General features: G+C 70.5%; 11 protein-coding genes. 7 read left to right on the forward strand and 4 right to left on the reverse strand.

Annotated features, from left to right (window positions below):
• Positions 1-21 precede the first annotated feature (21 nt).
• The 3 genes from QM721_RS05800 to QM721_RS05810 all read left to right on the forward strand — a co-directional run bounded on the left by QM721_RS05800 (position 22) and on the right by QM721_RS05810 (position 4,119).
• Positions 22-1,068: an ABC transporter substrate-binding protein gene (locus QM721_RS05800; RefSeq protein ID WP_415119882.1), complete on the forward strand. Its 1,047-nt coding sequence runs from the start codon at positions 22-24 to the stop codon at positions 1,066-1,068.
• Between the two features lie 136 nt (positions 1,069-1,204).
• A complete protein-coding gene (locus tag QM721_RS05805) occupies positions 1,205-3,460 on the forward strand; it encodes a sensor histidine kinase (protein WP_415119884.1) in 2,256 nt (751 codons plus the stop codon).
• Positions 3,457-4,119 carry a LuxR C-terminal-related transcriptional regulator gene (locus QM721_RS05810; protein WP_415119886.1) on the forward strand — a complete coding sequence of 221 codons (663 nt, stop codon included), beginning with the start codon at positions 3,457-3,459 and terminating at the stop codon, positions 4,117-4,119. The genes QM721_RS05805 and QM721_RS05810 overlap by 4 nt, the downstream gene beginning before the upstream one ends.
• 114 nt (positions 4,120-4,233) lie before the next feature.
• On the opposite strand, the gene QM721_RS05815 is transcribed toward QM721_RS05810, so the two are convergent.
• Positions 4,234-4,884, reverse strand: a complete 651-nt coding sequence (locus QM721_RS05815; protein WP_415119888.1) for a transglycosylase SLT domain-containing protein — start codon at positions 4,882-4,884, stop codon at positions 4,234-4,236.
• Positions 4,885-5,149: 265 nt separating this feature from the next.
• Entirely contained in the window at positions 5,150-5,416 is a 267-nt protein-coding gene (locus QM721_RS05820) for a PLD nuclease N-terminal domain-containing protein (RefSeq protein WP_415119890.1), read from the reverse strand.
• A gap of 227 nt (positions 5,417-5,643) precedes the next feature.
• Here QM721_RS05820 and QM721_RS05825 point away from each other — a divergent pair, with 227 nt between their 5' ends.
• Genes QM721_RS05825 through menD form a run of 4 tightly spaced genes read left to right on the forward strand, consistent with a single transcriptional unit; the run spans position 5,644 to position 10,314 of the window.
• Entirely contained in the window at positions 5,644-6,717 is a 1,074-nt protein-coding gene (locus QM721_RS05825; RefSeq protein ID WP_415119892.1) for an AMP-binding protein, read from the forward strand.
• Positions 6,718-7,596: a 1,4-dihydroxy-2-naphthoate polyprenyltransferase gene (locus tag QM721_RS05830; protein ID WP_415119894.1), complete on the forward strand. Its 879-nt coding sequence runs from the start codon at positions 6,718-6,720 to the stop codon at positions 7,594-7,596.
• 1 nt (position 7,597) lies between these two features.
• Complete coding sequence (locus tag QM721_RS05835; RefSeq protein WP_415119896.1) at positions 7,598-8,731, forward strand: o-succinylbenzoate synthase; 1,134 nt, start codon at positions 7,598-7,600, stop codon at positions 8,729-8,731.
• Positions 8,728-10,314 (forward strand): 2-succinyl-5-enolpyruvyl-6-hydroxy-3-cyclohexene-1-carboxylic-acid synthase, encoded by a 1,587-nt coding sequence (menD, locus tag QM721_RS05840; protein ID WP_415119898.1) that lies wholly within the window; start codon positions 8,728-8,730, stop codon positions 10,312-10,314. Before QM721_RS05835 ends, menD begins: the two co-directional genes overlap by 4 nt.
• Positions 10,315-10,457: 143 nt before the next feature.
• On the opposite strand, the gene QM721_RS05845 is transcribed toward menD, so the two are convergent.
• Together QM721_RS05845 and QM721_RS05850 are read right to left on the reverse strand one after the other, a co-directional pair.
• Positions 10,458-12,131, reverse strand: a complete 1,674-nt coding sequence (locus QM721_RS05845) for a TM0106 family RecB-like putative nuclease (RefSeq protein WP_415119900.1) — start codon at positions 12,129-12,131, stop codon at positions 10,458-10,460.
• Positions 12,131-12,964: a demethylmenaquinone methyltransferase gene (locus QM721_RS05850; RefSeq protein WP_415120125.1), complete on the reverse strand. Its 834-nt coding sequence runs from the start codon at positions 12,962-12,964 to the stop codon at positions 12,131-12,133. The genes QM721_RS05845 and QM721_RS05850 overlap by 1 nt, the downstream gene beginning before the upstream one ends.
• Positions 12,965-13,159 lie beyond the last annotated feature (195 nt).

The raw sequence follows: 13,159 nt of genomic DNA on the forward strand, positions 1-13,159 counted from the left end.
ACCCGACCTGAGGAGTGATCCATGCACCGCAGAACCCTGCTGAGCGCAGCCCTGGCCCTGGCGGCCGCCGGGTGTGCCGGGCCGAGCGCGGTCACGTCATCGGCGCCGTCCACGACCGGCGGTACCCGTGACGCCCGCGCCGTGATCGGGCTGAGCTACATTCCCAATGTTCAGTTTGCGCCCTTCTACGTCGCCGAGGCCGACCAACTCTTCGACCCGGTGGCCGCCCAGGTCAGCCTGCGGCACCACGGCGCAACCGAGAGCCTGTTCACCGCACTCAGCTCGGGTACGGAGGATTTTCTGGTGGCCGCCGGCAGTGAGGCCATGCAGGCCCGGGCCGAGGGCGTCGACGTGATCGCGGTCGGTGCCTACTACAAGTCGTTCCCGGTGCAGGTGCTGGTGCTGGAGTCGTCGCCGATCGTCACGCTGGCCGACCTGAAGGGCCGCCGGCTCGGGGTTCCGGGCCGTTACGGCGAGTCGTGGCTGGCCGTCCAGGTCGCGCTGCAGACCGCCGGGCTGAGTGAGAGCGACGTCACCATCGTCGAGGTGGGTTACACCCAGGTGGCCGCCCTGACCTTGAAGAAGGTGGACGCCGTGGTCGGCTTCACCACCAACGAATTGGTGCAACTGCAACTGGCCGGCGACACGCCGCGGGCGCTGCCGGTGGCCGAGGGCACGGTGCCGCTGGTCAGCACGTGCCTGCTCACCACCGGCGCCTACGCGAAGGCGCACCCGCAGGTGGTGCGGCAGGTGGTCACCGCGGTGAAGAACGCGATCCAGGCCACGGCCGCCGACCAGTCCCGGGCCATCGATGTTGCTGGCCGCCCAGATTCCGGGCTGGACGGCCACCCAGCGGCCCAACGCCGAGGCCGTGCTCCAGGCGTCGGTGAACCTGATGGCGCTGCACGATGGCGTCTTCGGCCCGGCCCTGGACGCCGGCCAGTGGGCGCAGATGGCCCAATTTCTCGAGACGGGCAAGCTGCTCAAGGCCCCGGTGACGGCCACGGACGCCTTCACGAACAACTTTGCCGTGTAGTCGCGGTGTTACCGGGTGATGGGCGGGCCTGACAATTCGGTAGGCGAAATGGCACTATGACTGCATGAGGCAGGCCAGACCCGGGTGGCGCGCTGCAACCCCGGGCGGCGTGTTGACGGTCGCACACACTGTGTCAGCCCCGGTCCGGCCGGAGTGCCGAGCCGCGTAGTGGCCTTGCTGGTACGAGCCGGAAACCTGGGCAGGGCCGACCCTGCCCGGGGTGCGACCGCGTCCGGACTACGGCTCTGGCTGGCTCGCGCAGTGGCCATGACCTGCCTGGTCAGCCTGATTCCGGCGCTGTTCATCGCCCTGGGTCAGTTGCCCTACCTGCACCCGGTCTGGCTGGTGCTGGTCGGCGGCGGCATCGTCGGCTTCACCCTGTTGATGCCGGTGTACGCTTGGTCGCTGGGCGACATCCGCTGGCTCTGCGGCGCATACGCGCTGGTCATCTTGGTCGGGGTGATCACCTGGCCCTGGGCCTGGTTGAGCACTTCGCCCGCGGGGGGCGCCCCCTGGTTATGGGTCTGTCTCGGCATGGCGACCGTGTGCGCCGCGATGGCCAGCACGGTCGGTCTCGGTTTCGCCTACGCGGCCGTGTCGTCGCTTGCCTTCGGCCTGGTCCGGCTGACGGTCGCCGGCGGCAACCGTGACCCGCTCAGCGCGCTGCAGGACGTGCTCACCCTGATGGTGCTGCCCACCGCACTGCTGCTGCTGATCCAATTCTTCGCCCGGGCCGTCGACGAGTTGGACGCCAGCACGGCCGAGTCACAGCGAGTGGAGGCCGACCGCGCCATCGACAAGGCAATCGGCCAGCGCCGCACCATTCTCGACGGCATCATTCACGACCAGGTGATGACCACCTTGGTGGCAGCGGTGCAGACTGACCAGCCGCGCGGCGAGGTGGCTGACTTGGCCAAGGCCGCGCTCGCCTCGCTGGCCGAGGCGGCCGCCCCCACGAACGTCGGGCAGTCATTGTCGGCGCCCCAGTTGGCGCGGTTGATCGAAGGCATGGTCGAGGCCGTCTGCCCGCAGGCCACCGTGCGCGTCGATCCCGGCAGCGATGCCGTGCCGGTGACCGCCTCGGTGGCGAGCACGTTGGGGCAGGCAGCCCGAGAGGCGGCACTCAATGTGACCCGGCACGCCGAGGCCGAGCACGTGTCGATCGAGATCTCGGCTGGTTTGGTGGGTAACGACCAGCGGGTGCGCGTGGACGTCCGCGACGACGGACGGGGGTTCGACCCCGGCGACGTAGCCGAGGGACGCTTCGGTATCAAGGTCTCGATGATGGAACGCATGGCGGCCATCGGCGGCACCGTCGACATCGAGTCGAAGCCGGGCGAAGGCACCCTGGTGAGCCTGCGCTGGAGCGGCCGCAGCCAGCAGGTCGGTGAGACCATCTCGCGGCGCCGGGCGTCCGAGGCGTTGCGGTCGGTACTGCGGGTGGAGTTGTTCCTGTTTCTGGTCTGGCTGGTCGTGGGTGTGCAGGTGCTGGTCGGTCTGATCTCGGCGATGTCGCTGCCCGACCAGACCCCGGTGCTGATTGCACAGGGGCTTGCGGTCGTCGCCACCGGCATCGCGTTGCGCCGCGCCGGTGAGCGGTCGATGACCACGTTCGAGGCCGGCCTGGTGGTGGTGGCTCTGGCGGTCATCGCGCAACTGGTGCACGCGGCACTGCCGCTGGGGTCGCTGCCGAACTATTCCACCTGGCACAGCTCTGTGATCATGGCGCTGCTGATCACGGTGCTGGTGCGTGGGCAACGTTCGGCCGCCTGGCTTGGGCTGGGGGTCTTCGTGGTCCAGGCCGGGTACTGGGCCTACAGCCACCAATTGGGGGTCGCCGCCATGCTGCAGGTGACGTTCGGCCCGGTGCTGTGGCTGACATTGGCCACCCTGGTGCTGCGCGGCCTGGGTTCGATCGGCGAACAGCTAGTTCGGGTGCGCACCCGTTCGCGCGAGAACACCAAGGCAATGGCCGAGAGCTTCTCGAACCTGGTGCTGCGCGAGGTGTGGCTCACCGAGCTGCGCGGGCAGATCGGGCCGCTGTTGCAGAACCTGGCCGACCCCACCCATCAACTCAGCCAGGCCGAGCGTGATGCCTGTCGCATTCTCGAGGGCCGGCTGCGCGACGCCCTGCGCGCCGGAAACCTGGTGTCGCAAGGTGTGTCCGACGCCATTCAGGCAGCGCGTGGGCGCGGTGTCGAGGTGGTGCTGGTCGACAATCGAGGCTCGAAGCTGCCCGAGCCGGTACGTCTGGCCACCCTGCGCCGGCTCGAAGACCTGGTGAAGACGTCCACCAGTGGACGCATCGTCGCCCGCACTGCCCCGGAAGGCTATTCGGAGGCCGTCACCATTCTTACTGTCGACGCGGAGCGCAATCTGACTACGATTGACGAGGCTGGCACTGTGACAGTGAGGAAGACATGAACCATCCAACCCCGATTCGTGCCGCCATCATCGATGATCACGAGGCGATCAGGCTGGGTGTCGGCGCGGCCCTGCAGCAGCACACCGCCGGCCACGTGCTGGTGGTCAGCTCGCACGAGACCGTCGACGATTTTCTGGTCGATGACGTCGACGCCGATGTGGTGATGCTCGATCTGTCGCTGGGTGACGATTCAGACCCGAAAGATAATGTGGAGCGGCTGGCCGAGGGCGGCTACCGCATTCTGGTCTACTCGATCGCCGACAACATCAGGTTGGTGCGCCGGGCCTTGGCCGGCGGCGCCGACGGGGTGTGCCGCAAGGCCGAACCGATTGCCCAGACGATCGAGGCGCTGGAGGCTGTGGTGAACGGCCAGATGGTGCTCTCGCAAGAGATTCTGGCGGCGATCGAGTCCGACACCAGCTACGTGGCGGCCAGCCTGGGCCCGCGGGAACGGCAGGTGCTGTCGCTGTACGTTGCGGGGCTGGAGATTCCCGAGGTGGCGCAGCAGCTCTACATCACCGAGAACAGTGTCAAGGAGTACCTGAAGCGCATTCGGGTGAAGTACACCCAGGTGAACCGTCCGGCCAACAACAAGCTCGACCTGCTGCGGCGGGCGATCGAGGACGGCATCATTCCGCCAGTGGAGCGGCGCAACTGAGGAAACGCCGATCAGCCGTTGGTCGAGCTTGTCGAGACCTCGCGAGCTTGTCGAGACCTCGGATGTGCCCCTGTGGCAAGGGGTTTCGACGCAGCTCAACCAGCGGGTGGGCGCTCAGTACCAGCCGTGACCGGCCTTGAACCCCCAGGCGTCGCACGGAGTGCCGTAGCGGTCCTTGATGTACTTCAGTCCCCACTTGATCTGGGTGGCCGGATTGGTCTTCCAGTCGTCGGCGATGCTAGCCATCTTGGTGCCCGGCAGCGACTGCGGAATGCCGTAGGCGCCCGAGCTGGGGTTCTCGGCGTTCCACTTCCAGTTCGACTCCTGGGTCCAGATCTTGTCGACGCAGGTGAACTCGTCCTTGCCCCACTCGTAGTCGTTGAGCATGATCTGCTTGGCGATGTCGCGCGGGTCGCTGGTCTTGGGATCGTAGCCGAGCTGCTTCACCTGCTCGGCGTAGCGGGCGGCGGCTTCTGCCTGGTCACGCTGCTCAGCGAACGCGCTCACCCGCAGCGTGCGTTCGGCCACGGCGATCTCGACCGAGGCCTGCGACAACGAACTCGCACGCTGGTCGAGCGCGCGGGCAACCGCCGGCACGATGTCTGGACGGCTGTCGTCACGCGAGTTGCGCGAATCACGATCGCCCACCGGGGCCACCGGCAGGTCACCGGGAAGGCGAATGTCGGCCTGTGCGACCGGGGCGAAAACCGTGCCGATGCTCAGTGCGGCCAGCACTCCGATCACGGGGCGAAACAATGGCAGCACCAGATGAGAGTGCCACACGAAACCGGCTCAGGAAAATCTCAGCCGTCCTCCGGCTGGGTGACAGCGCCGATTCCCACGCGGGACTACCGAGCGGGCAAGCCCTGAACGATGCAGCCACCGCTGGTTGAGTTTGGTCGAAACCCCTTGCCAGCGACGGGTCGTGGTTTCGCGCGCGGATCGGGACGAAAGAATTCGGCCAATCGCCGGGTCACAGCGGCACATCCGAGGTCTCGACACGCTCGACCAGCGAAAACTCAGCGTTTCCCTACCGATTGCCCGGGCCGCCGAGCCCGCGCAGAAAGTCCGGGTCGTCGTCGGGGGCTGGCGGACGTGTGCTGGGCGGCTGCTGCCGGCGCACCGGGCGTCCGAAGATCAGCCAGGCCAGGGCGCCCAGGCCCGGCAGTGCGATCACGACCACGGCCCACAACCAGCGCGGCATCAGTCGCACCCGGTCGGGGTCGGCCTGAGCGACCTCGACCACGCAGTAGACGACCAGCAGCGCAAGAATCAGCACCGGCAGGATCCGTGGCATGGCAGCAATCATAGTCCGGGGCTTGAGCGGCCGTGGCTGGTCGAGGCTGCCGAGACCTCTCACTGGCGGCGGTTTCGACGACACGCATCCAGAGTTTGGTTGATTGTCGCCGGCCGAGCGTGCCGAGACCTCGGATGTGCCGCTTTGGCAAGGGGTTTCGACGAACCCGACCGATGGTGGGCGCGACGAACGCAAGCAGGGGCGAACTGCGGCATTAGGGTGATCGGGTGCCCACCCGACGAGCGACCGGCGCCGACATTCCCGCCGCCGTGGCGCAGGCGCTGTTCGGCGGCCCCGCGGTCGCCGTCGCGGCCGACTTCCCAGACGCCTGGCAGCTCGATGGGGTAGCTCTCGGTGACGACGTCGCGGTGCTGGTCGGCACGTCCGGTTCGACCGGCGACCCCAAGGGAGTGTTGCTGTCGGCCACGGCGATCCGCGCCTCGGTTGCTGCCACGCATGAACGGCTGGGCGGGCCCGGGCACTGGGTGTGCCCGTTGCCGCTGCACTACGTGGCCGGAATGATGACCGCGGCCCGGGCCGCCGTGGCCGGCACCCGGCTGAGCGTGGTGCCGTCCGACCTCTCGGCGCTTCCGCTGCACGAGGGCCGCAATTACGTGTCGGTGGTTGCCGCGCAGTTGCACCGGGTGTTGCCCGACCCGCCGCTCACCGATGCGCTGAGCCGGTACGACGCGGTGCTGGTCGGCGGCTCGGCGATACCGGCGGGGCTACTGCGGCGCGGACGCGCCGCAGGTATCAACCTGATCGCCACCTACGGCATGGCCGAAACCTGCGGCGGCTGCGTCTACGACGGCGTGCCGCTGCCGGGGATCGAGGTGGCGATCGCCGCCGACGAGCGCATCGAGCTGACCGGGCCGATGGTGTTTCGCGGCTACCGGCTCGACCCGGCGGCCACCGCCGCAGCCCTGCATGGACGCACCCTGCGCACCCACGACCGCGGACGCTGGGCAGCGGGCCGGCTGCAGGTGCTCGGACGGCTGGACGACGTGGTGATCACCGGCGGCGTCAACGTCGACCTGGGCCGGGCGCAACGGCTCGCCGACGCCGCGTTCGGCCCGGCCCGGGTCGCCCTGCTGGCGGTGCCCGACGAGCGCTGGGGGGTGCGGATCGTGGCGCTGCTGGACGAGTCGGTCGATCCTGACGACTGCCGCGCCCGACTGGCCGGACTGCTGCAGCCGGCAGCCCGTCCGCGCGAGCTGCGCCGGGTCGCTGGCCTGCCCCGGACGTCCACTGGCAAGATCGATCGGACGAGCCTGCGACAGTTGTGGGCCGAAGGGAGCTGAGTGGCCACACCGACGCAATGGCTTGAGGGTGCTCGTCCACGCACCCTGCCGGCCGCGGTCTCTCCGGTGGTGGCCGGCAGCGGCATCGCCGCATACTCCGGCGGCTTCACACTCGGGCCGGCCCTGCTCTGCCTGGTGGTGGCGCTCGCCCTGCAGGTGGGCGTCAATTACGCCAACGACTACTCCGACGGGGTGCGCGGCACCGACGCCGACCGGGTCGGGCCGATGCGGCTGGTCGGGTCGGGCAGCGCGGAGCCGGCTGCGGTGAAGCGGGCGGCCTTCGCCAGCTTCGCGGTCGCCGGACTGACCGGGTTGACCATCGTGGCGCTCACCCAGTTGTGGTGGCTGCTGTTGGTCGGCGCTGCGGCCATCGCCGCGGCCTGGTTCTACACCGGCGGCACCCGCCCCTACGGCTACCTCGGCCTGGGCGAGGTGTTCGTCTTCGTGTTCTTCGGGCTGGTCGCCGTGGGCGGAACCGTACTGGTGCAACTGGGCCACACCACCCCGGCAACCTGGGCGGCGGCGGTGACGATCGGGTCGCTGGCCTGCGCGATTCTGGTGGCCAACAACCTGCGCGATCTGCGCGGCGACGCGGCGGTCGGCAAGCGGACGCTGGCCACCCGGCTGGGCGACCGGGGCACCCGGTGGTTCTTCGCCGCCCTGGTGGCGGTGGCCACCCTGTCGGTGCTGCTGGTGGCCTGGTGGACCACCGCTTGGGCGCTGCTGGGGTTGGCGCTGGTGGTGGTGCTGGCCGGCGCGGTGCGTGAGGTGCTGGCCGGTGGCACCGGACGGGCTCTGATCGGCGTGCTGAAGCGGGTTGGCCTGGGCCAGTTGGCCGCGGCGGTCGGGCTGGCGCTCGGCCTGGTGATCGGCGCCTGAGATGCGGGTCGTCAGCTACGACGTGGCGCTGACCACCCGCTTTCGCGGGGTGCTGCGGCGCTCCGGCCTGCTGCTGCAGGGCGAGGCGGGGTGGGGCGAGTGGAGCCCGTTCGCCGAGTACGTCCGGCCCGAGATCGACAGTTGGTGGAATGCCGCGCTTGAGGCGGCCACCCGGCCCTGGCCGGCGGCGGTGCGCGACAGCGTGCCGGTGAACAGCATCGTGCCCGCGGTGCCCGCCGAGCAGGCGGCCCGGTTCGCGCTGGCCGGCGGCTGCACCACGGCGAAGGTGAAGGTGGCCGAGCCGGGGCAGGGCCTGGCCGACGACCTGGCGCGGGTGGAGGCCGTCCGGGACGCCCTGGGCACCCACGGCCGGGTGCGCATCGACGCCAACGGTGCCTGGAGCGTCGATCAGGCGGTGGTGGCGCTGCGCGAGCTGGCCCGGTTCGGCCTGGAGTACGCCGAGCAGCCCTGTGCCGGGGTCGAAGAGCTCGCCGAGCTGCGGCTCGCACTGGCCAGGCGCGGTATCGACGTGCCGATCGCGGCCGATGAGTCGATTCGGCGTTCGGGCGACCCCGAGCGGGTGGCCGAACTCGAGGCGGCCGATGTGGCGGTGCTCAAGGTGCAGCCGCTGGGTGGGGTGCGGCGCTGCCTGCGGTTGGCCGAGCGGCTGGGGCTGCCCGTGGTGGTGTCGTCAGCGCTGGAGACGTCGGTGGGCATCGCGGCCGGGGTGGCGCTGGCTGCTGCCCTGCCCGAACTGCCCTATGCGTGCGGACTCAACACCCTGGCGTTGCTGGCCGGTGACGTCACCGGCGATCCGCTGGTGGTGCGCGAGGGTCGGCTGCCGGTGCGCCGGGTGGCGCCCGAGGGCACCGGTTGGCAGGCATCGCCCGAGCTTGACGCCTGGTGGCGCGAGCGCGGCGCTGAGTTGAGTGGCTGGTCGAGCCTGGTCAGCACCGATCATCCGCCGGGTTCGTCACCCACTGATCGCGGGTCGGGTTCGTGCGGAACCGACCGCCGGTCGAGTGCGTCGAGACCCGATAGTGGGTCGAGTGGGTCGAGACCCGATAGTGGGTCGAGTGGGTCGCGACCCGATAGTGGGTCGAGCACCACACCCCGCCCCGAGGAGCAGCCGTGACCGCACCCGACTGCGCCGCCGCCATCGTCGCCCAACTGCTCGCCCAGGGTGTCACCGACGCCGTGCTGGCACCCGGTTCGCGCAGCGCGCCGCTGGCGCTGGCGCTGGCCCGCGCCGAGTCGTCCGGACGGTTGCGGCTGCACGTACGTTACGACGAACGCTCGGCCGGCTTTCTCGCGCTCGGCCTGGCGAAGGGTTCGGGACGCGCCGTCCCGGTGGTCACCACCTCGGGCACCGCGGTGGGCAACCTGCTGCCCGCCGTGATGGAGGCCCATCACGGCGCTGTGCCGTTGCTGGTGATCAGCGCCGACCGACCCGCCGCGATGGTCGGCTTCGGCGCCAACCAGACCACCGATCAGGCGCGGCTGTTCGAGCCGTTCGTGCGCTGGTCGGCGCGGGTGAGTTCCGAGGCCCCGGCGGCTTCTTGGGCGGCCCAGGCCGCGCGCGCCTGCCTGCTGGCGGCCGGCAGTCGCAACTTCGGCCCGGTGCACCTCAACGTCGAACTGACCGAGCCGCTGGTTGGCGACGTCACCCTGCCGAAGCTGCGCGCGGTGCAACAGGCGCCGGAGGGCGAGGGTGAGGCCCTGGTGTTGCCTGCGGGGCCACGCACCCTGCTGGTCTGCGGCGACGCGCCCCCCGCTTTGGGTGCCCGGGTCGCCGCGCTGGCCCGGCGCGCCGGGCTGCCGCTGGTGGCCGAGCCGTCCAGCAACGCCCGCTCCGCCGCCGCGCGCACTGGACGGCTGCTGTTGGCCGGTGAACTGGCCGACCAGGTGCAGCGGGTGGTGGTTTTCGGCCACCCGACCCTGTCACGCCCGGTCAACCGGTTGCTGGCCAGGCCCGATGTGGAGCTGATCGTGGTCAGTGCCGGTGCCGACTGGATCGACCCGGGCTGGCGCGCCACCCGGATCGTGCCGTGGGTCGAGCCGGCCGCGGGCGACCCCGTGTGGTTGCAACGGTGGATGTCGGCCGATGCCCGCCTCGGCGCCGCCCTCGACGGGGTGCTGGACGCGCAGCCGATGCTCACCGGCCCCACCGTCGCCGCGGTGGTGGGGGCATCGGTCGGTCGGGGAGTGCTGATGCTGGGCAGTTCGCAGCCGGTACGCGACGCCGACCTGGCACCGCTGTCTGCCCAGACGGTGTTCGCCAACCGGGGGCTGGCCGGTATCGACGGAACGGTCTCCACCGCCGTGGGCATTGCGCTGGCCCGCCAGCAGCCGGTCACCCTGCTGTGCGGCGACCTCACCTTCTTGCACGACGCCAACGGATTGGCTGCCGGGCTGGGGGAGCAACGCCCCGACCTACGGATCGTGGTGGCAGACGACGGCGGTGGCGGCATCTTCGCCACCCTCGAGTACGGCGACCCGCGCTACGCCGACGCCTTCGAGCGGGTTTTCGGCACACCGTCTGGGGTCGACGTGGAACTGCTTGCGGTCGCGCACGGCATACCCGCTGAGCGGGTCGGCACACTGGGCGAACTCGCCGGGGTACTGAGTCGCCCGGTCAGCGGGGTCGAGGTGATTGTGGCCTCGGTCGACCGGGCCGGACGCCGCGCACTCGATCAGGCGATCAACGTCCTGATGTAGTGCTGGTGGAGCCATCCCGCCGGTCGACCTACGTCGATCCCCCCGGTGTCGCTGGTCGAGCCTCTCGAAACCCCCGGTGTCGTTGGTCGAGCGTGTCGAGACCCCAGCAGGATTTCGCCAGGCTCGATCGACGGCCCAGGCGCTCAGCCGAGTGTGCGTAGCCAGCGCCGCACGTGCCAGGTGGCCTCGACATCGTCCTCGTTGTATTCGAGCACGCGTTGCCGGGCCGATGCGCGCAGCTCGGGGCTGGCACCCGAGACCGCCTCCTCGTACCAGGCCTGGCTGTTCAGACCGCCCGGGGTGGCGTCGCGCCAGGCGAAGCCCGCGGCCTTCGACGCCACCACCTTCAGCCCGAGCCCCTGGGTGCCGAAGAAATGCGTGCGAATCACGGTGAACAGGTCGAAGAAGTGGCGCTGCGCCCAGTCCAGCGCCCAGGCCAGCACCGGTGACCCGCTGCGCTGGGCCAGCCGCTGCAGCCGCACCACCTCGTAGTCGGAGTAGTGCACCACCAGGGCGTCCACCCCGTCGGTGAGGGTGCGCAGCCAGGTCATGGCCTGTTCGGCCAACGCCTGCTCGCTCGCGTCGTCGAGCTCGTCGAAGGCGCTGAAGTGCCGGTAGTGGCGCGAGCCGTCGCGGGCGTCGCTGACCAGGAATCCCCACAGGTACACTCGGTCGCCCACCGACGTCTCGACGTCGAGGTCGATCTCGACGGTGGCCGAGGGCACCGCGATCGGGCCCTGGGTGACCCGGTCGAAGTCGACACCCCTGGCCATCAGCACCGAGCGCCGCCAGGCCAGCCGCAACCGATCCTCGGCACCGACCCGGTGGGTCACCCGAGGCAGGTAGTCGGGCAGCAGTGCGTCCACGTCGCGCGCGGCCAGCTCGGTGACGGTGGACACGCCCACGTCGCGCAGCACCTGGATCTCGTGCACGTCGAGTGGCGACTTCGAGATCCGCAGGCTCAGGTCGTCGTCGCTGAGCTGCGGACGGCAGACGTCCCACCACTGGCACCAGCCGCACTCGCGGTTGGCGATCGGTTCTAGCAGCGGCGGGTCGTCCGGCGACAACGCCGAGGCGGCCTGCGCCAGTTCGACCCGGAACGCGTGCTCGCCGTCGTAGCGCTCCAGCGCCGAGACGTGCTCGACGTCGTCGGGGTCGAGCCGGTCGCGCGGGCTGGGCGGCACCACCGGCAGCCCCAGGTCGACCCACGACAGCACCCGGCCCAGGCCGTCGAGTTCGTCGGTGCCGACCACGGCGGCGAGCGGACGCGCCGAAGCCCGTCCGATGTGCTGCAGCATGCGGTGGTAGTGCGCCAGTTGCAGGAGGTCGTTCAGCCGCCAGGTGTGTCGAAACCGGCGGCCGGGCAGTTCGTTGCGGGCCAGCGGGTCGGTGAGGCTCGACCAGGTGAGCGTGGCGGGCTCGCGACGCGGGTCGCTGACCCGGTGGAATTTGATCTCGGCCGGGTGGTAGCCGCCGTCGTCGGCGCGCAGCAGCAGGTCGGGGCGCCCGCGGCGATGCTGTTCGTAGTCGGATGGCAGCAGCGGAGCGATCAGCACCTGCACCCCCTCCGCCATCGCCGCCAGGGCGAGCTGCTGCTGTTCGGCGGCCGGTAGGTCGGTCAGGTCGCGGGCGTCGAACACCGAGCCGGTGAACCCGCCGATCAGCTCGCGCAGCACCTCGGCCTGAAACGCCACGCCCCCGTGAAACACCTCGCGCAAACCCTCCTCGGCCCGGGTCGGCACGCTCAGCCCGGGGTGAAACGCGTTGTGCGTCTTGACCGGGCAACTGCGGGCGGCGTAGGCGTCGAGGGTGAACATCAGGCGCGGGCGCGGTGCAGGGCGACGATGCCCCCGGTGAGGTTGTGCCACTGCACGCTCGACCAGCCGGCCTCGGCCAGCTTCGCCGCCAGCGGACGCTGGGCCGGCCAGGCCAGAATCGACTCGGCCAGGTAGTCATAGGCCGCCGGGTTCGACGCGCCGAGCCGCGCGATCACCGGCAACGCCCGCAGCGCCACCTTCTGGTACAGCCAACGCAGCGGGGCGAAGCGGGGTGTGCTGAACTCACAGATCACGATGCGTCCACCCGGACGGGTTACCCTGCGTAATTCGCCCAGTGCGGCAGCGGTGTCTTCGACGTTGCGCAGCCCGAACGAGATGGTGACCGCATCGAAGGCATGGTCGGCGAACGGCAGCGCGAGGGCGTCGGCGTTCACGAAGGCGAGCCCGGGCTGGCGCTGCTTGCCCACCTGCAGCATGCCGAGGCTCAGGTCGGCGGCCACCACCACGGCGCCCGCGTCGGCGAAGGGCCGCGACGAGGTGCCGGTGCCGGCCGCCAGGTCGAGGATCTTCTCGCCCGTCTTGGGTGCCACCGCCGCCAGCACCGCTTGCCGCCAGCCCCGGTCGAGCCCGCCGGTGAGCAGGTCGTTGACCAGGTCGTAACGGGCCGCCACCCCGTCGAACATCGCTGCCACGTCGGCTCTGCGCTTGGCCAGCGTCGCCCTTGCCCGTCCGGTGTCAACCACGGCCCATAGCCTGCCACGCGCCGCTGACACCGCGCGCCGATCCCGCCCGCCCCGGCTCGGCCGCCCCGCCCCGGCTCGGCCGCCCCGGCCCGGCCCGGCCGCCCCGGCTCGGTCGGTGACGTTGCTCAGGTTGGGGTTCGTTGCTCAGGTTCAAACCTGGGCAACGAACCGAAACCTGAGCAACATCGGCCCAGTGACCGGGCGCCGGGCGCCAGTGGCCGGGCGCCAGCCAGGGTCTGCCAGTGCTGGGTTCGGGCCGGCGCTCCGTGCGGGAGGCGGGGCCGGGGTTAGCTGTGGGCTCACGCCTCCGCTCACGATTCGGGT

It is taken from the genome of Micropruina sp., from assembly GCF_047602085.1.
GTDB lineage: Bacteria > Actinomycetota > Actinomycetes > Propionibacteriales > Propionibacteriaceae > Micropruina.